The sequence below is a fragment of the Pseudoflavonifractor intestinihominis genome (assembly GCF_040096055.1).
GTDB classification, from domain to species: domain Bacteria; phylum Bacillota; class Clostridia; order Oscillospirales; family Oscillospiraceae; genus Pseudoflavonifractor; species Pseudoflavonifractor intestinihominis.
The window spans coordinates 58,061-84,807 of the sequence record NZ_JBBMFK010000001.1 but is presented as its reverse complement, the minus strand read 5'-3'; the positions used below and the strand labels follow the sequence as shown (position 1 = coordinate 84,807).

Genomic DNA, 26,747 nt, shown 5'->3' with positions numbered 1-26,747 from the left:
GAAACGCCCCGAAGGACGACCCTTCGGGGCGTTTTTCTTCTCCTCTCTCAAGTACGCTTGTGCTATTTTCTCTTCCATATTATAATATCGGCAGAGGATACAACGAGAGAGGAGGCGCTGATCTTGATTCGCGTTGCCATTGTGGAGGACGACCCCAAGGCGGTGGAGCTGCTCCGCTCCTACCTGGAACGCTACGAGAAGGCGGCGGGGATCGCCGTGGATGTGACGGTCTATTCCGACGGAGCCGAGGCGGTGGAGTGCTACACCCCCATCTACGACGTGCTCCTGCTGGACATCGAGATGCCCCATCTGGACGGCATGACGGCCGCGGGCCGCATCCGGGCGGTAGACCCGGATGTGATCATGATCTTTATCACCAATATGGCCAAGTACGCCATCAAGGGCTACGAGGTGGGCGCCCTGGACTTTGTGCTCAAGCCGGTGAGCTACTTTGCCTTTGCCCTGAAGATGGACAAGGCGGTGGCCACCCTGGAGAGCCGGGAGCAGCGGAGCCTGCTGGTGCCCACGGAGGACGGCATGCTCCGGCTGTCCACCCACGAGATCACCTACATCGAGGTTATCGACCACCAGCTCCAGATCCACACCGAGGGCAGGGTGTACACCATGCCTGGCACGCTGGCGGGCATGGAGGAGACCCTGTCCGGGGCCAATTTCGCCCGGTGCAACAAGGGTTACCTGGTGAACCTGCGCCATGTGGCGGAGATCAAGGGCAATTCGGTGGTGGTGGGCGGCGACGAGCTGCTCATCTCCCGGCGGCGGCGGGAGGAATTCCTGGCCGCCGTGGCGGCCTACTACGGAGGTGGCGGACGGTGATGCCTCTGGCGGACTTTCTGGACCGGTCCAAGTTCACCATGGAGCTGCTCTTGTGCTGCATGCTGTTCTTCTGGCCCCTGAAAAAGCGCAGCCACGCCCCCTGGCGGATGGGCCTGGGCTTTCTGGCCTGCGTGGCGGCGGTGGCCCTGCAGCCCCTCTCCTCCCTTCAGTTCCCGGTGGGCTTTCTGTTGGCGGGGTGCTATGTGCTCTTCTGCTGCGACATCTCCCTGACCGACGCCCTCTACTGCATGGCCTGCGCCTACGCCACCCAGCACTTCATGTTCCTCACCCACACCGTGATCCACTATCTCCTGGGCCGGCCCCAGCCCGGAGCGGAGGATCTGGGGCCCTGCTACTTCCTGGTGGCGGTCGTGGTGGGCGCGGCCTTTTATCTGCTCTTCGCCCGCAGGCTGGCCGGCGACGCCCGCTACCACCTGGACACCCGCCGGGTCCTCTTCTCGGTGGTGGTCATCCTGGCGGTGGTGCTGGTGCTCAGCCTGGCCGCCAGCCGGGCCGCCGCCGCCGGTAATCCGGACCTGCTGCTCATCTGCCGGCTGTACGCCATGTTCTGCTGCCTGTTCTTCCTGTGGGTCCAGGTCAGCCAGGTCAACCAGCTGCGCCTGGAGCGGGAGGTGGTGCTCCAGCAGTACCTGCGCAGCCAGCAGAAGGACCAGTACCGCATCACCAAGGAGAACATCGACATCATCAACCGGAAGTGCCACGACCTGAAGCACCAGCTCTCCACCCTGCGCCCCGGCGGCGGCGCCGACCGGGAGCGGTATCTCTCCGAGCTGGAGGAGTCCATCCACATCTACGACTCCACCCTGGAGACGGGCAACGAGGTGCTGGACACCGTGCTCACCGAGAAGAGCCTGTACTGCGAGGCCCACCAGATCAACCTGACCTGCGTGGCCGACGGCCGCCCCCTCGCCTTCCTGGACAGCACGGACATCTACACCATCTTCGGCAACGCCCTGGACAACGCCATTGAGAGCGTCATCCAGCTGGCCGACCCGGAGAAACGGGTCATCGCGGTGTCTGTGTGGGCCAGAGGCGGGCTGCTGCTCTTCCAGTTCGAGAACTACTACGAGCAGGCCCTCACCTTTGAGGACGGCCTGCCCGTCACCACCAAGGAGGACAACGGCTACCACGGCTTCGGCATCAAGAGCATCCGCTACACCGCCAAAAAGTACGGCGGACAGCTGTTTATCAGCACGGAGCGCAACCTGTTCCTGCTGCGGGTGACCATCCCCATCCCCTCCAAGTAGATCCTGCTTCCCAGCCCCCGGGCGGCCCCGTGCCGCCCGGGGGCTTTTGGTTTCGCCGCGCCGTTTCGGGGGAAATTGAGACCGTTTGCGGAGGATTCCAAATTTTTTCTCTTGAGGCTGATATACTTCTCTACGAAGTGTGCACGGACACAATCCGTCAGCGCCAGAGGGAAAGGAGGCGAAACACCGCAAAACATGCGGCACCCGTCCCCGCCGCACACAGGCGGCGGCGGACAAAAATTCCGGAATCTGGGAGGTTACTATGAAAAGAAAGGCATCCATCACACGCGGCCTGGCCGCAGTCATGGCATTTCTCATGCTCCTGACCATTTCGGCGTCCACCCTGATGTTCGAGTATGCCGGCGCCATCAACAGCGCCCTCAACGTGAGCACCAGCGAGATCATCACCGTGGACGACGGCACCGAGGTGGACACCGACTACTACACCAGCGAGTTCGGCACGGACTACACCAACAAGCAGTCCGCCCTCAAGCTGGAGATGGCCGTGGCGGCCGAAAACGTGCTCCAGGCCGAGGAGGGCACCGTCCTCCTCCGCAACGAGAACGCCGCTCTGCCTCTTGCAGCGGGCAGCCAGGTCACCATCTTCGGCAACGGCTCCTACAACTCCAACTCCAGCGCGTCCTCCATCTCCTCCATCCCCACCATGACCTTCATCTCCGCCATGCAGAAGGTCCTGGGCGCGGAGAACGTGAACACCACCCTGGCGGACAATGTGTACAGCAAGCTGAGTCAGACCACCAACACCGAGGTCATCGAGGCCCCCATCTCCGATGTGAAGGCCTATGAGTCCTCCTGGCAGAGCGGCTACAACGACGCGGCCCTGGTGGTCCTGACCCGAGTGGGCGGCGAGAGCAACGACAACGCCCTCTACGGCACCGACGGCAACCACATGCTGGGTCTGAGCACCAATGAGGAGGCTCTCATGTCCTACCTGAAGGACCAGAAGGACGCCGGCGTGTTCGGCTCCATCGTGGTGGTCATCAACTCCGAGGCCATGATGGAGCTGGGCTGGCTGGCCGACTACGGCGTGGACGCCTGCCTGCTGTGCGGCGACCCGGGCGCCGTGGGCTTTGAGGGCGTGGCCAACGTGATCGCGGGCAACGTGAATCCCTCCGGCCACACCGTGGACACCTACGCGGTCAACTCCCTGTCCGCCCCCGCCGTCACCTACGCCGGCGACAACACCCAGATGTGGGGCAACGTGGACGAGGTCAACGCCACCTGCACCGACACTACCAACGACGGCCGCGAGATCGACTACTACGTCATCTACGCCGAGGGCATTTACGTGGGCTACAAGTACTACGAGACCCGGTACGAGGACGCGGTCATGGGCAGCGGCAACGCCGGCAGCGCGGCGGGCTCCTCCACCGGCAGCGGCTGGAACTACGCCGACGAGGTGGCCTACACCTTCGGCCACGGCCTGAGCTACACCACCTTTGACCAGGTGCTCCAGGGCGTGGAGTTCGACGCCGACAGCGACAACTACATGGTGACCGTCCAGGTGACCAACACCGGTTCTGTGGCCGGCAAGAGCGTGGTCCAGGTGTACGCCCAGACCCCCTACGGCGACTATGAGAAGCAGAGCGGCGTGGAGAAGGCCGCCATCCAGCTGGTGGGCTTCGGCAAGACCGACGTGCTGGAGCCCGGCGCCAGCGAGACCGTCACCGTGCCTGTGGAGCGGTACTTCCTGGCCAGCTACGATACCAAGGGCGCGGCGGGCTACATCCTCTCCGCCGGCGACTACTACCTGTCCATCGGCGACGACGCCCATGACGCCCTGAACAACGTCCTGGCCGCCAAGGGCTACACCACCGCCGACGGCATGACCGCCGACGGCAACGCCGACAAGACCTACACCTGGAACCAGGCCGAGCTGGACGCCGAGACCTACAACCTGTCCCGGTTCACCGGCGTGGAGGTCACCAACCAGTTCGACCACGCCGACCTGAACTACTACGGCATCGACTTCACCTACCTCTCCCGCAGCGACTGGGAGGGCACCTACCCCGCTGAGCCCGTGGTGGTGGACGCCACCGACCAGATGATGGAGGACCTGAATCTGGACTGGTACGAGACCCCCGCCGACGCCCCCGCCGTGTCCGACTTCACCCAGGGCGCGGAGAACGGCCTGTCCTTCATCGACATGCGCGTGGTGGACTATGACGACGACGAGACCTGGAATTCCTTCCTGGATCAGTTCACCGTGGAAGAGATGGCCTCCCTCATGCCCGACACCTTCGGCGTGGCCGGCATCGACCGGCTGGGCATCCCCGCCCAGGCCCGCGCCGACGACTGCCGCGGCGCCGGCACCCTGACCGCCACCGGCGAGAGCTCCCTGACCTGGGTGTCCGAGCCCACCACCGCCCGCACCTGGAACACCGACCTGTGCTCCTCCCGCGGCCGCTACCTGGCCCTGGAGTGCGCCTTCTGCGGCCTGAACGAGCTGTGGTACGGCGCCGGCAACCTGCACCGCACCCCCTTCGGCGGCCGCAACCACCAGTACGTCTCCGAGGACGGCAACCTGTCCTACATCGTCACCTCCTATGAGGCCGCTGCCATGCAGGAAAACGGCGTCAACTACGCCGTGAAGCACTTCGTCCTCAACGACCAGGAGTCCCACCGGGAGAGCCTGGCCACCTTCACCAACGAGCAGGCCCTCCGTGAGATCTACCTGCGGGTGTGCGAGGGCGCCTTCTGTGAGGGCGGCGCCCAGAGCGTCATGACCGCCTTCAACCGTCTGGGCGTCATCTACGCCGCCACCGACAAGGCCCTGCTGACCACCGTGCTGCGGGACGAGTGGGGCTTCACCGGCCACATCACCACCGACGGCTTCTCCAAGAGCTCCCTCTACAAGACCCACTACGAGGAGATGTTCGACGCGGGCCTCACCTTCTTCTGCCTGGACCCCGGCGAGACCGCCGCGGCCATCCAGTCCTTCATCGACGCCGGCGACGGCTACATGCTCCAGTGCCTGCGCCAGATGACCAAGCACAACATCTACGTGGCCGTCAACTCCGTGTCCGCCAACGGCCTGAGCAGCAACAGCGTGGTGGTCACCGTGGTGCCCTGGTGGCAGACCGCCATGCTCTCCGCCACCGCCGTGTTCGCCCTGGGCTTTGTGGTGTGCACGGTGATCTGCGTGGTCTCCATCTGCAAGGACAAGAAGCGCACCGCTGTACAGGAGGGTTGAGTTTATGAGTAAAGTAAAGAGTCTGAGCGCAAAGGCCAGTCTCCTGAGCGCGGCATTGAACCTGGTGACCCTGGTCATCTTCTGCATCTACGGCGCCGTGTACGACTACTTCGACACGGTGGTGTTCCTGGCCCTGGCCCTGGGCGTGGTGTGCGCCGTGCTCTACGCCCTGATGGACAACAAGGTGGCCCAGGTGCTCAATCTGGCCGCTGTGTTCTGCGTGTCCTTCGGCGTGGGCCTGTTCTTCCTCAACAGCTACCCCGTCTGGGCCGACCGGCTCAACAACATCACCATGTACGGCTCCCGGGGCACCCTGTTCCCCGTCATCTCCATCATGATCCTGTGCTTTGTCACCGTGATCATCGAGATCATCTCCTGCTTCACCAGAAAGGAGAGAAACTGACCATGAAAAAGCGCAAGCTTCTCCTGGGCCTGCTGGCAGGCCTGCTGTGCGTGAGCTGCACCGCCTGCGGCTCCTCCCTGGCGGAGAACACCGAGACCTACTTCTCCACCACCTCCGCCATCCTGAAGACCCTGTTCGCCTCCGGCCAGACCGACAAGCCCGCCGCCACCCCCGGCGCGGACAGCGACGCCGTCCAGCTGGACGCCCCCACCGACTTCACCGTGAGCGAAGACGGCAGCTACTCCTTCACCGGCGTGGACAACGCGGAGTACTACCTCATCTACTTCTGCGCCCCCGACGCCACCTCCGACGACGACACCTTCATCTACACCAGCGACCCCATTGAGGCCAACGACAGCAACACCTACTCCGGCCTCTTCTCCGACGCCTTCCAGTACGCCTTCGGCGACTACCTGGTGAAGGTGTACGCCTTCCCCGACCTGACCGACAACACCCACCGGATGTCCACCGCCGCCACCGCCGAGTACGTCTACACCGGCGACCAGAGCGCCCCTGAGATCAACTACTACTGGAACACCTTTGACGGCACCATGGGTGTGCAGGTGGCCAATCTGGACGCCTACCTGTACGAGGCCTATCCCGACAAGGTGGACGTGACCTTCACCAACACCGCCGACAGCAGCGACACCGTCACCCTGACCATCGACGGGGTCTCCGCCGACAACTTCGGCACCGAGACCGACGCCCTCACCCGGGGCGCCACCTACTCGGTCACCGCCGTGGCCACCAGCACCAACAGCTACGTGCTCAACCCCACGTCGGACACCACCACCGTCAGCGACGGCCTGACCCTGGGGGACAACCATCTCTTTGTGGACGGCTACTCCTACACCGACGGCTTCGCCAACAACATCTTCAACTGGCCCATCATGGCGGAGAACTTTGACCTGGCCAACGGCGGCGAGGCCGGCCACGTGACCAGCCTCCGGGGCGCCACCCCCTTCATGACCACGCCCACCGCCGCCTCCGCCGGCTCCTCCTACACCTACACCCTTCAGGCCGGCAGCTTTGCCGCCGGCACCCTAGAGCTGTACCCCGACGGCACCTTCCTGGCCAATGAGACCGGCGGCGGCCCCGTCAACGCCAGCCACATCGGCGGCACCTGGACCGACAACGGCGACGGCACCGCCACCCTGAACTACGACCACAGCACCCTGGTCATCGAGTGATCCCCTCTCCTCCCTATTATAAAGCCGGACCCCCTCTGCTTCAGGCAGAGGGGGTCCGGCTTTTGCCGTATGGCGGAGCTGTGTTTTTCCCGGAATGTGCCGGGCTATCTCATGGAGAAATAAAAAAAGAAGGGCACGATTTCATCGTGTCCTTCTTTCCTGGAGCGGGTGACGAGGCTCGAACTCGCTACCTCCACCTTGGCAAGGTGGCGCTCTACCAGATGAGCTACACCCGCAAGCGACAGATGCTATTATAGCCGAAGCTCCTCCATCTGTCAACTCTTTTTTTCATTTTTTTCGAATTTATTTTTCCCGCTCTCCGGAGACCACGGACATCAGGGCGCCGCTCCCTCCGGACGGGGAGGCCTCGGCGGTCACCGGCGGCACATCGGTGGGCACGGGGATCAGGGGCACCGGGATGTCGGAGGGCAGGATGGTCTCCTCTGCCGCGGGCTGGAGGCCGCAGCTGGGGAACTCCTCCCGGTCCCACTGGTAGCCCTGCTCCGCCATCTCCGCGTCCTGGAGGGCAAAGCCGTCGGCCCGGGTGGCGTCCACGTGGCGGCTCTCCCCGTCGGACAGGGTGACGATGTTCCAGTACCAGTCGGCGCCGTCCAGGGTGCCGGACACCACGGTGCACTCGATGCCCGTGTACTGGCACAGCAGCTGGTAAGCCAGGGCCATGCCCTCGCTGTCCGCCCGGCCCTCCACCAGGGCGGCGTAGGCGGTGTTGGCCCTGCGGCCGTCCTCGTCCCGCAGGCTGTACTGGGCGGTGCTCCGCAGCAGGTCAAAGAGGGTCCTGGTGCCCGCCTGGTCGGCCTTCACCTCCAGGTGGGCGGCGGCGCTGCTGAGCTGGGACACCAGCTTCTCCTTTTTCTTCTGGAGCAGCTCCGGGTCCTCCGGGTAGCTGAGCTGGATCTCCACAATCCGCACGCCGCCGGGGGCGGTCTCCTCCCCCTCCGGCAGGCCGGGATAGAGGGAAACCGTCACCTCGGGCATGCCCAGGGCGGACTCGGGGGTGTCGTAGTAGGCCTGCCGGACCAGCTCCCGGATGAATTCCTCATCCTCGTTGAAATAGGTCACCCGCAGCACCGCCTCTGCGCCAAAGGACCGCAGGGTGTCCTGGAGCTCCTCCCGGATGGCGCTGGTGCCGGTGACCGAGACGATGCTCTTCACCTGGTCCTGGGTGCGGCGGTAGCTGATGTACACGCTGACCTCGTAGTAGGAGACGATGTAGGAGGTCTGGGGCTTGATATAGCTGACGGCGTAGGCCCCCAGGGGGTACTCCTGGACGGCGTAGAGACAGGCGGCGTCCACATCGGCCTCCACGTCCCCCCGGTCGGGGTCATAGTTGGACAGGTGGACCACCCCGTAGGACATGCCCTGGTCGATGAAGTAGATCACCGCGTCCTCCAGCTGCTGGTAGGTCTCGGCGGTGATCACGTCCCCGTCGGAGGTCGGACCGTCCTCGTGGGGCTGGACCACGGTGTAGTTGTGGTCCAGCATGGAGGCGCAGCCGCACAGCCCCAGGGCCAGCAGCAGGGCCAGGACCGCAATCAGTGCACGCTTCAAGGCCGCAGCCTCCTTTCCCGTTTCAATGCCGCTCAGTGGAGCAGCTGGTTTTCCCCGTCCACCGCCTCCATGGTGGTGCCGGTGCTGAAGTAGTAGGACAGGATCTCGGCGGCGATGCCCGCCAGGTCGGTGCCGCTGCCGCCGTGCTCCACCACCACGGAGACGGCGATCTCCGGGTTTTCGTAGGGCGCGAAGCAGACCAGCACGGCGTTGGACTCGCTGTCCACCTGGCCCACCTGGGCGGTACCCGTCTTGGCGCCCACCTCCACCGGCAGGTCGGCAAAGGCGTTCTTGACGCTGCCCTCGTTGGCCATCAGGTACATGCCGTACTTGACCGCCTCCAGGTTCTCCTGGCTGATGTCCACGCTGTCCAGCAGCTGGGGCTCGTACTCATAGACCACCTCAGAGAAGTCGCTGGACTTGACGTTCTGGAGAATGTGGGCGGAGTACCGGTTGCCGCCGTTGACCAGGGTGGCGACGTAGTTGGCCAGCTGGAGGGGGGTGACCTGGGTGTTGCCCTGGCCGATGGAGGCGGACAGCAGGTCGCCGCCGTACCAGGTGGTGCCCAGGGCCTCGCTGGTGGCGGGGCCGGCCACCCGGCCGCTGTACCCGCCCAGCTCAAAGCCGGTGCTCTCCCCCAGGCCGAACATGGCGGCGTACTGGTCGATCAGGTCAATGCCCAGCCGGTCGCCCAGGGTGAAGAAATAGATATTGCAGGAGTCCTTGATGGCGTGGGCCATGTCCTCCATGCCGTGGCTGCCGCCGTACTGGAGGTAGTACCAGCAGGCGGGATGGTAGTCGCCGTAGGGGTACTTCTCCCCCTCCGGGTACTGGAAGCGGCCGGTGTCCCGGATCTTCTCCGAGGGGGTGGTGAGCCCCTCCTGGAGGGCGGCGGTGCCCACGATCATCTTGAAGGTGGAGCCGGGGGAGTACAGGCCGTAGATGGCCCGGTTGTTAAAGGGCTTGAGGGGGTTGTTGAGGGCCTCGTTGTAGAGGGCCGTGTTGCTGTAAATGGTGGTCAGGTCGTAGGTGGGATAGGAGGCCATGGCCAGCACGCCGCCGGTCATGTCGGTCACCACCACGGCGCCGCCCTCGGTGTACTCCGACTCCAGGCCCTCAATGCCGTTGGCCAGGGCCCGCTCCGCCACCTCCTGGAGGCGGATGTCGATGGTCAGGCTCACGTTGCCCCCCGGCTCGGGCTCCAGCGTCTCGCCGGTCTCGCTGTCGGTAAGCCAGTACTGGGAGACGATCTTGCCGTTTGTATTGGTGTTGGTGGCCCGCTGTCCCGCGGTGCCCTTCAGGTAGGACTCAAAGGCCAGCTCCACGCCGTCCTTGCCCACGGTGTCGTCCATGGCATAGCCGTCGATGTTCTTGTAGTACTCCCACTCGTCGGGGTCCATGCTGCCCACCCGGCCCAGCAGATGGGCGGCGTAGGTGGTGTTGTACTGACGGACCGTGGTGGGCTCGATGGTGACGCCCACCAACCCCTCCTCTTTGACCCGGGAGATAAAGTCGATGTCCACGTCCTGGGCGAACACGTAGGAGGTGCGCAGGAGGTCCAGGGAGCGCATCTTCAGCTCGCACAGCACCCCCACCAGGGCCCGGCCGTCCTCGGGGGAGACGCTGTCGTCCACCTCAAAGAACTCCCGCATCTTGGCCAGCAGGATGTCGGGCCCCTGCGCCGCCGCGTCGGTCCACTTCATCTGCTCCAGAAACTTCTCATACCGGGCCTGGCCCGTCTCGGTGAGGGTGTCGGTGTAGGTAAAGGGCTCGGTCATGGAGATGGGCAGCACCTGGTCGGTCCACTCCACCCCCTCCTCCCGGCAGATCTGCAGCAGAGCGAGCAGATTGGGGTTGCGCTTGGCCTCCTCCCCCATGAGGGAGGTGTCCAGGGTGACCTGGTAGACCGTCTTGTTGGACACCAGCACCCGGCCGTACCGGTCCAGGATCTGGCCCCGGGCGGCCTCCACGGTCTCGGTCTTGGTGATGTTGCGGACGGATTTCTCCCGGTAGTCGGCGCCGTGGACAACCTGGAGGTTGTGGAGCACGGCGGTAAAGACCCCGATGACCAGCACCAGGATCAGGACGACAACACGGAGACGGGCATGGAACTGTCTGGCTTCCAAGGGGTACCTCCTTACAGGCGGCCCGGGACCAAGGGGTTCCCGGGATCAGAACAGGGTTGCGAACTGGGTCCGGCTCCAGACCCAGTGGAAGATGGCGTAGATCAGGGGGGTGAAGACGATGGAGAAGAGGAACTCGGGGACCGCCACCTTCAGCAGGGCGGTCAGGTCGGCCACCTGGAACAGGAGCCGCCACCCCACCCGGAAGAGTTCGATGATAAAGAGCCCGGCGGCGGAGCAGATGATGCTGCCCACCAGGTTCTGCCGCACCAGGTACTGGGCGGTGATGCCCGCGGCAGCGCCCAGCAGGGTGAGGGACAATGTCATGGCGCCGTTGGTGCCGTACACCGCATCGCAGATCACGCCCACGGCCAGGCCGAAGCCCGCGCCGGGGGCGCCCCCCTCCAGCACGGCCACTGTGATGGCCGCCAGGGGCAGCAGGGTGGGCGACACGCCGAAGAGGTGGACCCGGCTGAGGACGTACACCTCCAGAAACCACACGGGTAAAAGGGCCAGGCCGTAGATCAGCCATTTTGTGAGGAAATCACGCTGTGTCATCTGCCCGCCCCCTTACTCCACGATGTCAAAGTCGGTGATGACAAACACCTGCTGCAGGTCGTTCAGGTCGGCGGAGGGGGTGATGATGGCGTACCGGGTCATGCCCGAGTCGTCGGTGTGGACCGTGTCCACGGTGCCCACCAGCAGCCCCGCCGGGTACACGCCGCCCCGGCCGGAGGTGAGCACCTCGTCCCCGGACACCAGCTCGGTGTTCTCGGGCAGGTAGCTCAGCTTCAGCTTGCCCTCCCCCATGAGGGCGAAGTCGCCCTCCAGGATGGCGGCGGTGTCGGTGCGGGCCAGGATGCCGCCCATCTCGGTGTCCGTGTCGATGATGGTGGTGACGGTGGCCCAGTTCAGGCCCACATTGGTGACCACGCCCACCAGGTTGCCGTACTCGTCGATGACGCAGTCCTCGGCGGCGATGCCCATGTTCTCGCCCTTGCTGATGGTGAAGGTGGAGTACCAGTTGGTGGCCTCCACTGCGGTGACCGTGGCCGACTCCAACGTCAGGTCCTTCCGCTGCTCCCGCAGGCCCAGCAGGTTGCGCAGCCGCTCATTCTCCCGGCTGTCCTCCTCGGCCTGGCGGACCTTCTCCTCCATCTCAGAAATCTGGATTTTCAGCTGCTTGTTCTCCTCCACCAGCTGGTCGTACTGGAAGGCGTAGTCGTACACCCCCTCGGCCCAGCCCACAAAGGCGTTGATGCCGTTGCGCACCGGCGTGGTGACAAAGCCCACCGCGTTGGCGATGGGGTTGGCCGTGCCGCCCAGGAGGACGGAGGTCACCAGCGTGATCAGGGCCAGCAGCACCGCAATAATGAGAATCAGCACGCCGTTATGGCGGAAAAAGTCTTTCAAAGCAACCTCCACCCCCGTCAGAGCGGGGCTTTCCAGCAGTTGTGTTTCTGTGCGGGCGTCTTACCCCTGCCGTGCGGCCAGCTTGAGGCAGTCCACCCCGAAGCGGGCGAGCATGCCGCTCAGGCGGCACACCGGCAGGCCCATCACGTTGTAGTAGTCGCCGCTGATGCCCTGGATGAGCAGGGCGCCGTAGCCCTGGATACCGTAGGCCCCGGCCTTGTCCATGGGCTCGCCGGTGGCGATATAGTCCTCGATCTCCCGCTCGCTCAGCTCCCGGAAGGTGACGTCGGTGACCTCGTGGGCGGTCTGCTTCTCCCCGCCCCGGCACACGGTGACGCCGGTGTGCACCTGGTGGCGCACGCCGGAGAGGGCGGAGAGCATCTTGAAGGCGTCCAGCTCGTCGGCGGGCTTGCCCAGCACCGAGCCCTCCAGGGCCACCACCGTGTCGGCGGCGATGACGATGGCGTCCTCCCCCGCCTTGCCGGCCACGGCGGCCGCCTTCTCGGCGGACAGGCGGCGGACCAGCTCCTCGGGGGGCAGGCCGTGGAACGCGCTCTCGTCCACATTGGGGGAAATGGTCTCAAAGTCCCGGATGCCCATCCGCTCCAGCAGCTCTTTCCGCCGGGGGGACTGGGACGCGAGAATGATTTTCATAGTCTGACTCTCCTTTTTACTTTCCCGTGGAGCCGAAGCCGCCCTGGCCCCGCTCCGTCTCGTCCAGGCTGTCGCACACCTCCAGCTGGGCCTGGACCACCGGCATCACCGCCAGCTGGGCGATGCGGTCCCCGGGGGAGACGGTGTAGGGCGTGTCGGACAGGTTGGTCAGGCCCACCCGGATCTCCCCCCGGTAGTCGCTGTCAATGACGCCCACGCCGTTGGAGAGGGTAATTCCGTGCTTGATGCCCAGGCCGGAGCGGGCGAACACCAGGGCCACGTACTCCGCCGAGGGCAGGGCGATGGCGATGCCGGTGGGGATGGACACCAGGGCCCGGGGCGCAACCGTCACCGGCTCGTCCACACAGGCGCACAGGTCCATGGCCGCCGCGCCGGCGCTGGCGTAAAAGGGCGCGGGGATCTCCTTGCCGATCTTGGGGGATACATACTTGATTTTCAGGTTCATATTGCCTCCGGAGGGCTGCCGCCCTCATGTTTTAATAATTCCATTATACCCGGACAGAGGATTCCCTTTACTCCACGTCCCGGTAGTACAGGCCCCGGGTGTACTCGCCGGGGATCCAGTCCCCCGTCCCCCGGTACCGCTGGGCCACCCGGGCGCACTCGTCGGGGGTCTCGGTGGTGAACATGAGCCGCTGGGCCCACAGGCCGATACGCTGGTAGTCCCCCTGCCGGTCGGCCAGGAACAGCTTCTGGCAGTTGAGGATCTCGTTGCGGCAGCCCGGCGCCCTCACCACCGGGAACTGCTTGCCCTTCCGGTCGGTGAGCAGGTTCTGGTTCTGGCAGTTGCAGCGGCCGGACCGGTTCTTGATGACGCAGCTCTCCATGATCATCAGGGGCAGGCGGCCGTAGGTGATGAGCTCGGTGTCCATGGGCTTGGAGATGTCCCGGATCTGGGCCAGCTTCAGCTCAAAGGACAGGGTGGACGACACCAGGCCCATCTTCTTGAGCTCCTTGAGGGCCTGGGCGTTGTACACCTCCAGGCCGTAGTCCCCCCGGAGGGTGAAGCCCAGCTCCCTGGCGATGGGCAGCATGCCCAGGTTGCCCACCAGGGCGTCGGTGATGCCCAGCTTCCTGGCCTTCTCCAGCTGCTTCACCAGCTCGTCCCGCTCCCGGTCCCAGGCCACCCGTGGCAGGGTGACGGCCACCCGGCCCTTGGCCAGCTCCACAGTCTCCGGGTGGGCGTACAGCTCCCCGGCGGGCACGTAGACCAGGGCGGGGTCCTGCTCCATCAGCGCGGCGGTGACCTGCTCGGCCCGGAGGACCGACACGGTCAGCTCGGGGGCCTCCTTGCGGTTGTTGTACCGGACGCCGGCGTGGAACTCCCCGCTGCGCCGCTCCGGCACAGCAGTGCGCTGGTTGGACAGGTCCTCCAGCACCTCACGCCGCATGGCGTTGAGGGCGGACAGGGGCAGGGACAGCCCGTCCTCCACCAGGGTGCGCACCCTGTCGCACCGGTAGGGGGTTCCGCCGGTCTTGGAGAGCTGCTCCTCCACCTGTCCGGCGGTGATGGAGCGGGTGCGGGCGGCCTCGGGGACGGGGCCCTTGACGGTGGCCACCCGTCCGTCGCCGTCCTCCACGCCCACCTGGGCGGGCTCTCCGGGGCGGATCATGGCGTAGAAGGTGACGGGCACCCGGGGGTTCTCCCTCTGGTACATGGCCCGGGCCTGGGCAAAGAGCTCCTTGGGCTCCTTGGTCTCCTGCCGGACGCCGAACATGTCCGGCCCCTGCCTGTCCATATAAAACCCGTCGGTAAAGCCCTGGCGGGAGAAGGCGGCGGTGAGCTGCTCGATCTCCTCCGGCGTGGGCTCCCGGTTCTCCTTGATGGCCCTGGCGTAGATGGAGATGACCACGGCCACGTACTCGGGCCGCTTCATGCGGCCCTCGATCTTCAGGCAGGCCACCCCCATCCGCTTGAGCTCCTGGATGTGGCCGGCCATGGACATGTCCTTGAGGGACAGGGGGTTGCCGTCGGCCTTGCCGTTCCAGCCGTACTTCAGGCGGCAGGGCTGGGCGCACAGACCACGGTTGCCCGACCGGCCCCCGATCATGGAGGACATGAAGCACTGGCCGGAGTAGCACATGCACAGGGCCCCGTGGCCGAAGACCTCGATCTCGATGGGGGAGTTCTGGCAGATGTAGGCGATCTGGTCCCGGGACAGCTCCCGGGAGAGCACCACACGGGTCATGCCCAGGTCGGCGCACAGCTTCACGCCGTCCAGGTTGTGGACGGTCATCTGGGTGGAGGCGTGGACGGGCAGGTCGGGGGAGGCCTGCCGCAGCACCCGCAGCATGCCCAGGTCCTGGACCAGCACTGCGTCCACCCCGATCTCCCCGGCCTCGGCGGCCAGCCGGGCGCCCTCGGGCAGCTCCCGGTCGGTGAGCAGGGTGTTGAGGGTGAGGTACACCTTCACCCCCCGCAGATGGCAGTAAGAAACCGCCGCCGCAAATTCCTCCCGGGAGAAATTCTTCGCGTTGCGGCGGGCGTTGAAGTCACCGTATCCCATGTAGACCGCGTCGGCGCCGGCCTGTACGGCGGCGGTCACCGCCTCCATGGAGCCGGCGGGGGCCAGCAGTTCCAGCATAGCGTCCTCCTTGTCCGTTCTTTTGTGTGCAAATGAAAAGGGCCGCCGGTCCGACGGGATGACCCCGCCGGAGGGCGGCCCCTCTGTGCTTATTTCTTCTGGTTCTGGAGCTTGAAGATCTCCCGCTTGGCCTCGGACAGCTCCATCTTCAGCTTGGTGGCCTCCTCCAGGTACTCCTTGAGCTGGCGGCGCAGGTTCTCGCTGGCCTCCACCTCCTTGAAGTACTCGTCGGCGATGTTGACGGCGGTGAGCACCGCGCCGTCCACCAGAGACACCCGGGCGCCCTCCAGCACCTGCTTCATCTGGGTGTCCACATGCTGCGCCACCTTCTCCACATAGCCCTGGTCCTCGGTGGCCACAAGGGTATATTCCTGTCCGGCGATGGTGACTGTGACGCGGTTTTTCATGGCGACCCCTCCAACTGGATATTATCTCCGCCCGCCCCCAGGGACGGACGTCCGGACCGGCGGAAGCCCCTTCCGCAGGCAGTCTCCCCCTGGCCCGGTTCTGTAAACTTCATGATAAGCAGCAGTTTATTCAACGGATATTATTATAGCATACGCGCCAAGGTTTTTGAATGAATTATTTATAAATTTTCCGTCCCTGTCCCCCTGCTCCAGTGGTGGTTTTTACAGCCGCTCCAGGATGCCCCGGATGAGCCCCGCGTGGGCCTCCTCGTCCCCGGCCAGATCCAGGTAGAGCGTCCTCAGGGCGCTGTCACCGGTGCGCCCGGCGGCGGCGCGGTAGGCCTCCGCCCCGCGCCGCTCCGCCCAGTACCGCGCCCGCAGGGCCGCCATCCAGCCCCCTGCCGGCAGCTCCGGCTCCACAGGCGGCCAGAAACGCACCCCGGACAGCAGGAAATAGGCCGCAGACAGCCGTCCGGCGTGGCGGCGCTCGTCTGCCGCCACACCCATCAGGGTCCGGCCGCTGCCGCCGGGCAGGCGCCGGGCTAGGGCCTGGTAGGTCCGCCAGTCGGACAGCTCGTCGGCGATGAATTCCTGGAGGACTGCCCCGTCCCCGCCGGACTGCTCCGCCGGGACGGGGACCAGTTCGGTCTTCCGCTCCTCCGCGGGCTGGGCGGGGGCCGGAACCGGCGCGCCCTTCTGCCCCTCCATGGCCGGGACGGCAGCGTGCTTTTCCCCCTCCTCCGAGTAGAGGGTGAAGGGACAGTCGGGCCGGTCCTCCGGCATCACCCGCCGCCACACCCGTTCAAATACCTCCCGGTCCGCCCCGCACTGGCCGGGCCCCAGGTTGCTGTGCTCGCTCATTGGGCCTCTCCTCCTGTTATTTCAGAGTTTTCAGACCATACTATGCCCGGGGAGGAAAAATTGCGACCCATTGAACACTTGTATTCCTAGCTAAATAGTGGTATAACTATATCCAGACTTGTCCAAACACTCTAGGCAGGACCGCAGGCATAATTGTGCGGGGTTGCCTCTGTAAAGGAGTCAAACATATATGCTGGAAATTCGCGACCTCTGCTATGAGGTAGACGAGGCCGACCGCACCCTGGGCATCCTCCAGGGCATCAGCCTCACCATTCCCGAGCACAAGTTCGTGGTGGTCACCGGCCCCAACGGCGGCGGCAAGACCACCCTGGCCAAGGCCATCATGGGCATTGTGGAGCCCACCGGCGGCCAGATCCTCTGGAACGGCCAGGACGTGACCCACATGAGCATCACCGACCGGGCCCGGCTGGGCATCAGCTACGGCTTCCAGCAGCCCCCCCGGTTCAAGGGTCTGCGGGTGCGGGACCTGCTGTCCATGGCGGCGGGCAACGACAACATGACCCGGGACGAGGCCTGCCAGTATCTCACCCGGGTGGGCCTGTGCGCCAAGGACTACATCGACCGGGAGGTGGACACCTCCCTCTCCGGCGGCGAGGTCAAGCGCATTGAGATCGCCACCATTCTGGCCCGGAAGTCAGGCCTGATGATCTTCGACGAGCCCGAGGCGGGCATCGACCTGTGGTCCTTCGCCCGGCTGACCGAGACCTTCCGGGACATCCACGACCGGCGGGACGCCACCCTCATCGTCATCTCCCACCAGGAGCGGATCATCGACCTGGCTGACGAGATCATCATGATCTCCGGCGGCAAGATCGCCAAGCAGGGACCCAAGGACCAGATCTTCCCGGAAATTCTGGCCAATACCATCTCCGGATGCAGCTATCTCACTGAGGGGGCGAAGGCATGAATCAGGTAGACATTCAGCTTCTGCGGGAAATCGCGGACCTGGAGCGCACCCCTCAGGGTGCCTACAACATCCGCAAGAACGGCCAGCTGGAGGGGCGCTCCAACTCGGCCAACATCACCATCGACTCCAAGACCGACAAGCCGGGCATTGACATCCACATCGCCCCGGGCACCAAGCACGAGTCGGTCCACATCCCGGTCATCGTCACCCAGACCGGCCTGAAGGACCTGGTGTACAACGACTTCTACATCGGCGAGGACTGCGACGTGGACATTGTGGCCGGCTGCGGCATCCACAATTCCGGCTGCGAGACCGCCGAGCACGACGGCGTCCACACCTTCTATGTGGGTAAGAACGCCCGGGTGCGCTACGTGGAGAAGCACTACGGCGAGGGCGAGGGCACCGGCAAGCGCATCCTCAACCCCCAGACCGTGGTCTACCTGGAGGAGGGTGCCTTCATCCAGCTGGACACCACCCAGATTAGAGGCGTGGACTCCACCAAGCGGGAGACCAAGGTGGTGGTGGGCCCCCGGGCCGAGGCGGTCATCAACGAGAAGCTGCTCACCCACGGCACCCAGACCGCCGAGAGCGACATGGAGATCATCCTGGACGGCGAGGACGCCAGCGGCCGGGTCATCTCCCGCTCGGTGGCCCAGGACAAGTCCCAGCAGGTGTTCTACCCCCGCATGACGGGCAACGCCAAGTGCTTCGGCCATGTCCAGTGCGACTCCATCATCATGGGGGAGGCCAAGATCTCCTCCATCCCCGCCATCTCCGCCAACCACGTGGACGCCCAGCTGATCCACGAGGCGGCCATCGGCCGCATCGCCGGGGACCAGATCACCAAGCTGATGACCCTGGGCCTCACCGAGGAGGAGGCGGAGGAGCGCATCCTCAACGGCTTCCTGCACTAAGTACTTCACGATATGCAAACCGGGTCCCGGCGTATTGCCGGGACCCGGTTTTTTCTCTCTATTTGTCCTCCGGCCCTTTTTTCAGCGCCAGCTGACCGCCGCAGCGGCAGCGGTACCGCTCCGGGTGGAGCACCACGCTGGAGGCCCTGGCCCGTGGAAACTCCGCCCCGCACCGGGTACACACCAGCACGTACTTGGCCTTCTTCTGCTCGGGCAGACCCAGGGCCTCCCAGGTGCCGGTGCGGGAGATGTGGTAGCCCCAGCGCCGGTTCATCCGCTCGGCATAGGTCTGCCACCTGGGCCCGTGGTTGCCGCAGCCCCGGCAGGTGTGGAGCACCTCATGGGCAAGCACCTCACGCACCGCCCCCTCCCCCGCCGGCAGCAGCCGGGCGGAGATCTCGATGATATACCCTTCCGGGACCGGACGGCAGCAGCCCAGCCGGGCCACCGCCCGGGTGTTGAGCCGGACATGGGGATCGATGCGGTCCAGGGGCACCGGCACCAGCGCCTCTCTGGCCTCCCTCACCACCCGGGCCAGCAGGGCGTCCACTTCCTGCTCCTCCATGTCCGTTCCCTCCTTCCAAATATCGGCCCCCATTATACCATGCCCCGCCCGCAAGGAAAAGGCCCTTGCTTTTCCCTCTCCGGGCTGGTATAATCGATCTTGCCAAAGGATGGCGCAGATGCGCCGCCTTACTTGTGCACAGTGTCGAAGAGAAGCGCAGGGTGGCTGAAGGCCGCTTTGCGCCCTTTTTTATGTGAGAGGGGGAGCGGAATGGACGCCCGGGCGCTGTTTGACCTGCTGGCCGACGGGCCGGTGATCGCCGCCGTCAAGGACGGGGACGGCCTGTCCGCCGCCCTGGAGAGCAGCGTGCCGGTGATCTTCCTCCTCTATGGGGACATCCTCACCGTGGGGGATGCCGCCGCCCGGTGCCACGCCGCCGGCAAGGCGGTGTTCGTCCACCTGGACCTGGTGGAGGGGCTGTCGCCAAAGGAGATTTCCGTGGACTTCATCGCCCGGAGCACGGCGGCCGACGGCATCATCTCCACCCGCCCCGCCCTGACCCGCCGGGCCAGGGAGCTGGGCCTGCTGGCGGTACAGCGGATCTTTCTGCTGGACTCCATGGCCCTGCGCAACGTGGAGCGCCACTTCTCCCCCGACGCCGCCGACCTGATCGAGGTGCTGCCGGGGCTGATGCCCAAGATCATCCGCAAAATCTGCGCCACCACCGGCAAGCCGGTCATCGCCGGCGGGCTCATCTCCGACAAGGAGGACGTGACCGGCGCGCTGGGCGCTGGGGCTGTGGCCGTGTCCACCACCAACCCGGCGGTGTGGCGCATGTAGCGCCGCCGCAGGCGATTTAAATCGAATATCTCCCGTTGTTTCATGAGATTGAGAGCGAAACAGGGCCTGTCCCCGGCTGGGGCGGCTTTGTCTCGCTCTTTTTTGTTGCATTAGGAGGGATTATGTTGTACGACGTCATTATCATCGGCTGCGGCATCACCGGCGCGGCGGCAGCCTTCCATCTGTCCAAGTACAAGCTGAGCATCTGTGTGCTGGAGGGGGCCAACGACGTGTCCTGCGGCACCACCAAGGCCAACTCCGCCATTCTCCACGCCGGGTACGACCCGGAGCCGGGCACCCTCATGGCCCGGTTCAACGTGCGGGGCGCGGAGCTGGCGGCTCAGTTGTGCGAGGCGCTGGACGTGCCCTACCGCCGGTGCGGCTCCTTTGTGGCCGCCTTCACGGAGGAGGATGAGCACACCCTGCAAACCCTGCTCCGCCGGGGGCAAGCCAACGGGGTGTCCGGGCTGGAGATCCTCACCGGCGACCAGGCCCGGGTCCTGGAGCCCAACCTGTCCCCCCAGGTGCGGGCCGTACTCCACGCCCCCACCGCCGCCATCTGCTCCCCCTGGGAGTACTGCCTGGCCCTGGCGGAGACGGCGGTGGTCAACGGCGCGGAGCTGAAGCTGGAGCACACCGTCACCGGCCTGGAGCGGATAGAACAGGGCTGGCGGGTGCATACCAACTGGGGGGACGTGGAGGGCCGGTTCGTCCTCAACGCCGCCGGGCTGGGGGCCCAGGCCGTCCACGAGATGGCCGCCCCTCGGGACTTTGTGCTCCGCCCCTCCCGGGGCCAGTACTATCTGCTGGACAAGAGCGAGGGGGACCGGGTGGGCAGGGTCATCTTCCAGTGCCCCGGCCCTCTGGGCAAGGGCGTGCTGGTGACCCCCACCGTCCACGGCAACCTGATGGCGGGCCCCAACGCCGAGCCGGTGGAGGGGGACGACACCGCCACCACCGCCGCCGGGCTGGACTTTGTCCGCCGTACCGCCGCCCGCTCGGTGCCGTCGGTGGCCTTTGGGGCGGTGATCCGCACCTTCGCCGGGGTGCGGGCCGCCACCGACCACAGCGACTTTATCATCCGGGAGGCGGTCCCCGGGTTCTTTGACCTGGCGGGCATCTGCTCCCCCGGCCTCACCGCCGCCCCCGCCATCGCCGAGTACGCCGCCGGGCTGCTGTCCGCCGCCGGGCTGGAACTGGAGGAAAAGCCGGATTTTGTGTGCACCAGGAAGCGCATCCGCTTCAAGGAGCTGCCTCTGGCGGAGAAGGCGGCCCTGGTGGCCGCCTGTCCGGCGTACGGCCGCATTGTGTGCCGGTGCGAGACGGTCACCGAGGGGGAGATTCTGGACTGCTTCCGCCGCCCCATCCCGCCCCGCTCTCTGGACGGGGTAAAGCGCCGGGTGGGGGCCGGGCTGGGCCGGTGCCAGGGCGGCTTCTGCGGCCCGCGAGTGGCCGAGCTGCTGGACCGGGAGCTGGGTCTGGGCGGCAAAAAGCTCTTGCAGGAGAACGCCGGCAGCTGGATGCTGGCCGGGGAGACCAAAGGAGGGATGAGCCATGTATGATCTGATCGTCATCGGCGGCGGGCCCGCCGGTCTGGCCGCCGCCTGGGCCGCCTGGGAGAAGGGCCTGCGGTCCATCCTCCTGGTGGAGCGGGACAGGGAGCTGGGGGGCATTCTGAATCAGTGCATCCACAGCGGCTTCGGCCTCCAGTATTTCAAAGAGGAGCTCACCGGCCCGGAGTACGCCGGGCGGTTTATTAAGCTGCTCTCGGACACCGGCGTGGAGGTTCGGCTGGAGACCATGGCGCTGGAGATCGCCCCCGGCCCGGCGGTCCATATGGTGGGCCCCGGTGGCTACGCTGTGGAGGAGGCCAAGTCTGTGGTGCTGGCCATGGGCTGCCGGGAGCGGACCCGGGGGGCCATCGCCATCCCGGGCACCCGGCCCGCCGGTGTACTCACCGCCGGGGCGGCCCAGCGGTATGTGAATATGGAGGGCTGGCTGCCCGGCAAGCGGGTGGTCATTCTGGGCAGCGGGGACATCGGCCTCATCATGGCCCGGCGCATGACCCTGGAAGGGACGGAAGTGCTGGCCTGCGTGGAGGTCATGCCCTACTCGGGCGGCCTGAACCGGAACATCGTCCAGTGCCTGGAGGACTTCAACATCCCCCTCTACCTGTCCCACACGGTGACCGACATCAAGGGCAGGGACCGGGTGGAGCAGGTGGTGGTGTCCAAAGTGGACGAAAATCGCCGCCCCGTTCCGGGCACTGAGATGGTCTTTGACTGCGACACCCTGCTGCTGTCGGTGGGCCTCATTCCGGAGAACGAGCTGACCCAGCAGGCCGGCATTGAGATGGACCGCCGCACCGGCGGCGCGGTGGTGGAGGAGAACATGGAGACCTCCATGCCCGGCGTGTTTGCCTGCGGCAACGCCGCCCACGTCCACGACCTGGTGGACTTTGTCACCGCCGAGAGCGCCCGGGCCGGTGAGGCCGCAGCCGAGTATGTGCTGTCCGGCGGCGCCTCCGCCGGTGACGCTGTGACCATCACCCCCGGCGATGGGGTAAACTACACGGTGCCCCAGCGGCTGCGGTCGGACCGGGCAAAGGGGGGCTGCGGGGTGTTTTTCCGGGTAAACCGCATCTTGGGGGACAGCCGGATCGTGGTGTCCTCGGTTGGGAAAGAGCTGGCCGCCTTCCCCCGGCGGCACATGGCCCCCGGCGAGATGGAGCGCATCACCCTCTCCCCCGCCCTGCTGTCCCGGGCCGTGGAGGAGCTGACCATATCGGTGGAGGAGGCGACCGGGAGATGAAAAACTTAGTCTGCATCGTGTGCCCCAGGGGCTGCCGCCTGGCGGTGGACGAGGAGCAGGATTACGCCGTCACAGGAAACGGCTGTCCAAGAGGAGCGGAGTATGGTAGAATAGAGCTGACCAACCCCACCCGGGTGGTCACCTCCACGGTGCGCTGCGTGGGCGGCGTCCATCCCCGCTGTCCCGTCAAGACCGACCGGCCCATCCCCAAGGCGCTGGTGCGCTCTGCCGCGGCGGCCCTGGACGGCGTGACGCTGACCGCACCGGCGGCGCTGGGCCAGGTGGTGCTGCCCAATGTATGCGGCACCGGGGCCAATTTCGTCACCACCCGGGCCATCTGACGGACCATCAACTCGACAGGAGGCATCGCCATGGACAAGTATATTCTGGCGCTGGACCAGGGCACCACCAGCTCCCGCGCCATTCTCTTCGACAGCGAGCAGAACATTGTGGGCATCTCCCAGAAGGAATTCACCCAGATCTACCCCCGGGAGGGCTGGGTGGAGCACGACGCCATGGAGATCTGGTCCTCCCAGTACGCGGTGATGATGGAGGTCATCGCCCAGACCGGGGTATCCCCGGCGGACGTGGCGGCCATCGGCATCACCAACCAGCGGGAGACCACCATCCTGTGGGATAAGGCCACCGGGCGGCCCATCCACAACGCCATCGTGTGGCAGTGCCGCCGGACGGCGGAGATCGTGGACAGCCTGCTGGAAAAGGGCCTGGGGGACCACATCCGGGCCGTCACCGGCCTGATCCCGGACGCCTACTTCTCAGGCACCAAGATCAAGTGGATTCTGGACCACGTGGAGGGGGCCAGGGAGAAGGCCGGTCGGGGCGAGATCCTCTTCGGCACGGTGGACAGCTGGCTGCTGTGGAAGCTGACCGGCGGGGCGGTCCACGCCACCGACGTGACCAACGCCTCCCGCACCATGCTCTTTGACATCCGCCGCCTGGACTGGGACGACACCCTGCTCCAGGCCCTGGACATCCCCCGGGCTATGCTGCCGGAGGTGCGCTCCTCCAGCGAGATCTACGGCTATGCCGACATCCAGGGCGCCCGGGTGCCCATCGCGGGCATGGCGGGAGACCAGCAGGCCGCCCTCTTCGGCCAGACCTGCTTCTCCCCCGGCGACGCCAAGAACACCTACGGCACCGGCTGCTTCCTGCTGATGAACACCGGCTCCGCCCCCTGCGAGAGCAAGAACGGCCTGCTCACCACCATCGCCATCGGCCTGGACGGGGGCGTGCAGTACGCCCTGGAGGGCTCGGTATTCGTGGGCGGCGCGGTGATCCAGTGGCTGCGGGACGAGATGCGCTTCTTCACCGAGAGCCGGGACGCGGAGTACTACGCCCAGAAGGTGCCCGACAACGGCGGCGTGTACCTGGTGCCCGCCTTCACCGGCCTGGGGGCCCCCTACTGGGATATGTACGCCCGGGGCTGCATCGTGGGCCTGACCCGGGGCACCCGGCGGGAACACATCATCCGGGCGGCCCAGGAGTCCATCGCCTACCAGGTGGCCGACCTGGTGCGGGCCATGGAGGCGGATACCGGCGTGCCCCTCACCCAGCTGAAGGCGGACGGCGGCGCCAGCCGGGACCGGTTCCTCATGCAGTTCCAGGCGGACATTCTGGACCGGCAGGTCCGCCGGCCCATGATCCGGGAGACCACCGCCCTGGGGGCGGCCTATCTGGCCGGTCTGGCCGTGGGCGTGTGGAGGGACCGGGAGGAGATCACCCACCTCTGGGCCTGCGACACCACCTACACCCCCGACATGGACCCGGCCCGCCGCGCCGCCCTCATGGAGGACTGGCACCGGGCGGTGAGCCGCAGCCGGGGCTGGGCCTGCGGCGTGTAAGACCCCGTCTGACAGGGCCGCGCCCGCTCTCCCCCACATATTCTCCAGGTCCCGGGCGCTTTGCCCGGGACCTGCGCCATTTTTCCCCTTGTTCTCCCCCTCCTTTTGGAGTAAAATGGAAAAGGCAAGCTACAGGAGGCTGATGTTTCATGCGGGAAATCGATACATATTCCTACCGCTGCGGCGTGATGGACTGTTTTTGTGAGATGGTGCGGGCGGGAGTCAAGGCCCTGGCCCTGAGCCACCCGGTGGACAGCCGGGCGGAGTGGGAGGAGCTGGGCCCCTTTGCCGCTAAGATCGCGGCACAGTACGGCGTGAAGTGCTACCCGGAGGCCGAGCCGCTGGTGACCGACCTCTTTCCCCTCTCCGCCACCTGCGGGAAGTTCCTCTACCTGTTCTACCGGGCGGACCACGTGCTGGAGGAGTACCTGCGCCTCAAGGAGCGCAAGGCGTCCATGGTGGCGGGCCGGGCCTATTTCGGCGGCAACCGGACCCAGATCGCCCGGGAGTACGGCCGCCTGCTCTCCTACTCCCCCGAGACCGTCCGGGCCCTGCTGGAGGCCAACCGGGACCGGGAGCGGGTGTGATTTCCGCCGGTCCGGAAGACGGGCAATTTATTTCTGTTGACAACCTTACGGTTGAATGCTATCATATAGCGTGATCTTCTCTATGCACGACCTGAACTCACATTTTTGTAAGTCATCGTCTGCTCACTGGATGATGATAAACGGAAATGTGGGTTTTCTTTTTGCGCAGAGATCAAATCTTTTGAGGAGGTACCAGCATGTATCACGGTACTGTAAAGTGGTTCAATGAGACCAAGGGCTTCGGCTTCATCTCCAACGACGACGGCAGCGGCGACGTGTTCGTCCACTTCTCCGCCATCCTGGTGGACGGCTTCAAGACCCTCGCCGAGGGCCAGAAGGTGACCTACGACACCGAGCCCGATCCCAAGGACACCGGCAAGCTCCGCGCTGTCAACGTCCGTCCTCTCTAATCTGAGGGTATCAAAAGCCCCCGCCGCGCTGTGCGCGGCGGGGGCTTTTTTACGCTGTCACCCCCGGCGGCGCACGGACATATGCTGTACCGTGAGGCGGAGGCGGCGCCGCCGTCCCCGCCCCGCCAAATCTGTTTTGGGGGATACTCATATGTGCAATTGTTCCAACCGCCGCTGCTGTTGCTGCTGCGGGTGCTCCTGCGGCTGTTCCTGCGGGAACGGCGGCGCCGTCACCCTTCCCTCCTTCCCCGACCGTCCCGTGTGGGACTCCGACTCCTCCGGGGACAGCTACCCGGTCTATGTGGCCATGCCGGCCTTTATGACCCGGGGCTCCGCCAACCTGCAGGCCGCCGTGGAGCTGGATTCCGGCTCCTCCTGCCCCTGCCGGGGCTGAACGCCCACGCCGCCCTCCGGCGGCGTACTTACCGCCACAGAGTTCCCCCACCCCCGCCCCGGCTCCCGCCGGGGCGGGCTTTTATTGTCTTTTTACATAGGAAAGGGGGGACGTTCCCAAGAACGTCCCCCCTTTCCCGCGGTACTCTGGTCAGCCGCCCTGCTTCTGCATGCGCGAGAGCACCAGGGCCGCCTGCTCCCTGGTCAGGGCCGTCCTGGGGGCCGTGCCGTCGAACACGCCGCCGGCCTTGGCCGCCTTCCAGGCCTCCTCCGCCCAGGTGCTGACGGGCTGGGCCGCCTGCTCGGCCTGCCACGCCTCCATGGCGGCGCGGAACATCTGGTTGAATGTCTCCTGGGTCATCTCCTCTTCCCCTCCCTTCATCTCTCTGGCTACGTCGGCGCGGAACTGGTCCATATCCTTGCCGTGCTTGGGGAACCAGTGGCTCACGTCGGCGTGGTTGGAGGCGATGCCCAGAGCGCAGCCCTCCGAGTGGTCCACCACCACCCCCGGCTCCAGCGGGTCCAGCCCGTACCGGGCGCAGAGCATGGCGGTCAGCTCCACGGCGCCCCGGTACACCGCGTCAAAATAAGCGGCGTTCTTCTCCGCATCGTAGCCGATCATGGTGCCGCCCTGGTAGGTGTGACCGGCGGGCTCCAGGATCTCAAAGCTGATATGGGTGTTGTTGGCGGACACGCCGCCCCCCTTGGGCACGCCTGCGTGCCAGCCCCGCCAGTTCCAGGGCAGGGTCTGGATGACCCCATCCTTGTACACAAAGGCGTGGGCACAGGCCTCCAGACCCGGCTTGTTCCAGTTTTTCAGGAACACCTCCGGGTCGGGCTGTGCCACGCCGGTGGAGTGGACCATGACCCCCTTGGGGGTGATGGTGCGCCCCGCTTTCCAGCAGTCGCTGCCGGTGAGAATGCGTTCGGTCAGATTCATGTGCTTCCCTCCCCT

The 26,747-nt window shown here is 65.8% G+C and carries 26 protein-coding genes and 1 tRNA gene; 15 read left to right on the top strand and 12 right to left on the bottom strand.

Translation table 11 applies throughout. From position 1 onward, the window contains the following. Positions 1-123: 123 nt before the first annotated feature. The 5 genes from WMO64_RS00420 to WMO64_RS00400 all read left to right on the top strand — a co-directional run bounded on the left by WMO64_RS00420 (position 124) and on the right by WMO64_RS00400 (position 6,909). The gene (locus WMO64_RS00420) at positions 124-834 is read left to right on the top strand and encodes a LytR/AlgR family response regulator transcription factor (protein ID WP_349230640.1); all 711 of its coding nucleotides are present in this window, start codon (positions 124-126) and stop codon (positions 832-834) included. Continuing rightward, the gene (locus WMO64_RS00415; protein WP_349230639.1) at positions 834-2,102 is read left to right on the top strand and encodes an ATP-binding protein; all 1,269 of its coding nucleotides are present in this window, start codon (positions 834-836) and stop codon (positions 2,100-2,102) included. The genes WMO64_RS00420 and WMO64_RS00415 overlap by 1 nt, the downstream gene beginning before the upstream one ends. A gap of 262 nt (positions 2,103-2,364) precedes the next feature. Next, positions 2,365-5,316 carry a glycoside hydrolase family 3 protein gene (locus tag WMO64_RS00410; RefSeq protein ID WP_349230638.1) on the top strand — a complete coding sequence of 984 codons (2,952 nt, stop codon included), beginning with the start codon at positions 2,365-2,367 and terminating at the stop codon, positions 5,314-5,316. Between the two features lie 4 nt (positions 5,317-5,320). Then, positions 5,321-5,719 carry a hypothetical protein gene (locus WMO64_RS00405; RefSeq protein WP_294521554.1) on the top strand — a complete coding sequence of 133 codons (399 nt, stop codon included), beginning with the start codon at positions 5,321-5,323 and terminating at the stop codon, positions 5,717-5,719. 2 nt (positions 5,720-5,721) lie between these two features. After that, positions 5,722-6,909 carry a hypothetical protein gene (locus WMO64_RS00400; RefSeq protein WP_349230637.1) on the top strand — a complete coding sequence of 396 codons (1,188 nt, stop codon included), beginning with the start codon at positions 5,722-5,724 and terminating at the stop codon, positions 6,907-6,909. A gap of 160 nt (positions 6,910-7,069) precedes the next feature. Here the strand turns inward: WMO64_RS00400 and WMO64_RS00395 are convergent. From WMO64_RS00395 to WMO64_RS00350, 10 genes are all read right to left on the bottom strand, one after another. Next, a tRNA-Gly gene (locus WMO64_RS00395) sits at positions 7,070-7,145 on the bottom strand. A 67-nt stretch (positions 7,146-7,212) separates the two neighbouring features. Beyond that, complete coding sequence (locus WMO64_RS00390) at positions 7,213-8,478, bottom strand: transglutaminase domain-containing protein (RefSeq protein ID WP_349230636.1); 1,266 nt, start codon at positions 8,476-8,478, stop codon at positions 7,213-7,215. A 32-nt stretch (positions 8,479-8,510) separates the two neighbouring features. After that, the gene (locus WMO64_RS00385) at positions 8,511-10,604 is read right to left on the bottom strand and encodes a penicillin-binding transpeptidase domain-containing protein (protein ID WP_349230635.1); all 2,094 of its coding nucleotides are present in this window, start codon (positions 10,602-10,604) and stop codon (positions 8,511-8,513) included. A 45-nt stretch (positions 10,605-10,649) separates the two neighbouring features. After that, the gene (gene mreD, locus WMO64_RS00380; protein WP_294521566.1) at positions 10,650-11,159 is read right to left on the bottom strand and encodes a rod shape-determining protein MreD; all 510 of its coding nucleotides are present in this window, start codon (positions 11,157-11,159) and stop codon (positions 10,650-10,652) included. A 12-nt stretch (positions 11,160-11,171) separates the two neighbouring features. Next, on the bottom strand, positions 11,172-12,014 hold the full coding sequence (gene mreC / locus WMO64_RS00375; protein WP_294521569.1) for a rod shape-determining protein MreC: 843 nt from the start codon (positions 12,012-12,014) through the stop codon (positions 11,172-11,174). 60 nt (positions 12,015-12,074) lie between these two features. Continuing rightward, a complete protein-coding gene (locus tag WMO64_RS00370) occupies positions 12,075-12,668 on the bottom strand; it encodes a Maf family protein (protein ID WP_294521572.1) in 594 nt (197 codons plus the stop codon). A gap of 16 nt (positions 12,669-12,684) precedes the next feature. Further along, positions 12,685-13,134 carry a dUTP diphosphatase gene (gene dut / locus WMO64_RS00365; RefSeq protein WP_349230634.1) on the bottom strand — a complete coding sequence of 150 codons (450 nt, stop codon included), beginning with the start codon at positions 13,132-13,134 and terminating at the stop codon, positions 12,685-12,687. Between the two features lie 67 nt (positions 13,135-13,201). After that, positions 13,202-15,274, bottom strand: coding sequence for a U32 family peptidase (locus WMO64_RS00360; RefSeq protein ID WP_349230633.1), 2,073 nt, complete (start codon positions 15,272-15,274; stop codon positions 13,202-13,204). Between the two features lie 89 nt (positions 15,275-15,363). Beyond that, positions 15,364-15,681, bottom strand: coding sequence for a cell division protein ZapA (locus WMO64_RS00355; RefSeq protein WP_294521579.1), 318 nt, complete (start codon positions 15,679-15,681; stop codon positions 15,364-15,366). Positions 15,682-15,903: 222 nt separating this feature from the next. Next, entirely contained in the window at positions 15,904-16,542 is a 639-nt protein-coding gene (locus WMO64_RS00350) for a ferritin-like domain-containing protein (RefSeq protein ID WP_349230632.1), read from the bottom strand. Between the two features lie 190 nt (positions 16,543-16,732). On the opposite strand from WMO64_RS00350, the gene WMO64_RS00345 reads away from it, so the two are divergent. Both WMO64_RS00345 and WMO64_RS00340 read left to right on the top strand, forming a co-directional pair. Next, positions 16,733-17,470: an ABC transporter ATP-binding protein gene (locus WMO64_RS00345; protein ID WP_294521586.1), complete on the top strand. Its 738-nt coding sequence runs from the start codon at positions 16,733-16,735 to the stop codon at positions 17,468-17,470. Then, complete coding sequence (locus WMO64_RS00340) at positions 17,467-18,384, top strand: SufB/SufD family protein (RefSeq protein ID WP_294521589.1); 918 nt, start codon at positions 17,467-17,469, stop codon at positions 18,382-18,384. Before WMO64_RS00345 ends, WMO64_RS00340 begins: the two co-directional genes overlap by 4 nt. 58 nt (positions 18,385-18,442) lie before the next feature. Here the strand turns inward: WMO64_RS00340 and WMO64_RS00335 are convergent, their stop codons facing one another. After that, a complete protein-coding gene (locus WMO64_RS00335) occupies positions 18,443-18,949 on the bottom strand; it encodes a SprT-like domain-containing protein (RefSeq protein WP_349230631.1) in 507 nt (168 codons plus the stop codon). 210 nt (positions 18,950-19,159) lie between these two features. On the opposite strand from WMO64_RS00335, the gene WMO64_RS00330 reads away from it, so the two are divergent. The 8 genes from WMO64_RS00330 to WMO64_RS00295 all read left to right on the top strand — a co-directional run bounded on the left by WMO64_RS00330 (position 19,160) and on the right by WMO64_RS00295 (position 25,793). Next, on the top strand, positions 19,160-19,729 hold the full coding sequence (locus WMO64_RS00330) for a glycerol-3-phosphate responsive antiterminator (protein ID WP_349230630.1): 570 nt from the start codon (positions 19,160-19,162) through the stop codon (positions 19,727-19,729). 125 nt (positions 19,730-19,854) lie between these two features. Further along, complete coding sequence (locus WMO64_RS00325; protein WP_349230629.1) at positions 19,855-21,291, top strand: NAD(P)/FAD-dependent oxidoreductase; 1,437 nt, start codon at positions 19,855-19,857, stop codon at positions 21,289-21,291. Beyond that, positions 21,284-22,540 carry an NAD(P)/FAD-dependent oxidoreductase gene (locus WMO64_RS00320; protein WP_349230628.1) on the top strand — a complete coding sequence of 419 codons (1,257 nt, stop codon included), beginning with the start codon at positions 21,284-21,286 and terminating at the stop codon, positions 22,538-22,540. The genes WMO64_RS00325 and WMO64_RS00320 overlap by 8 nt, the downstream gene beginning before the upstream one ends. After that, positions 22,537-22,881, top strand: a complete 345-nt coding sequence (locus WMO64_RS00315) for a DUF1667 domain-containing protein (protein ID WP_294521599.1) — start codon at positions 22,537-22,539, stop codon at positions 22,879-22,881. The genes WMO64_RS00320 and WMO64_RS00315 overlap by 4 nt, the downstream gene beginning before the upstream one ends. A 30-nt stretch (positions 22,882-22,911) precedes the next feature. After that, on the top strand, positions 22,912-24,402 hold the full coding sequence (gene glpK, locus WMO64_RS00310) for a glycerol kinase GlpK (RefSeq protein WP_349230627.1): 1,491 nt from the start codon (positions 22,912-22,914) through the stop codon (positions 24,400-24,402). Between the two features lie 149 nt (positions 24,403-24,551). Continuing rightward, positions 24,552-24,989, top strand: a complete 438-nt coding sequence (locus WMO64_RS00305; protein ID WP_349230626.1) for a hypothetical protein — start codon at positions 24,552-24,554, stop codon at positions 24,987-24,989. 197 nt (positions 24,990-25,186) lie between these two features. Continuing rightward, a complete protein-coding gene (locus WMO64_RS00300) occupies positions 25,187-25,399 on the top strand; it encodes a cold-shock protein (protein WP_294522247.1) in 213 nt (70 codons plus the stop codon). Positions 25,400-25,550: 151 nt separating this feature from the next. Beyond that, positions 25,551-25,793: a hypothetical protein gene (locus tag WMO64_RS00295; RefSeq protein WP_349230625.1), complete on the top strand. Its 243-nt coding sequence runs from the start codon at positions 25,551-25,553 to the stop codon at positions 25,791-25,793. Positions 25,794-25,943: 150 nt separating this feature from the next. On the opposite strand, the gene WMO64_RS00290 is transcribed toward WMO64_RS00295, so the two are convergent. After that, positions 25,944-26,732, bottom strand: coding sequence for a peptidoglycan recognition protein family protein (locus WMO64_RS00290; protein WP_294522242.1), 789 nt, complete (start codon positions 26,730-26,732; stop codon positions 25,944-25,946). Positions 26,733-26,747: the final 15 nt, after the last annotated feature.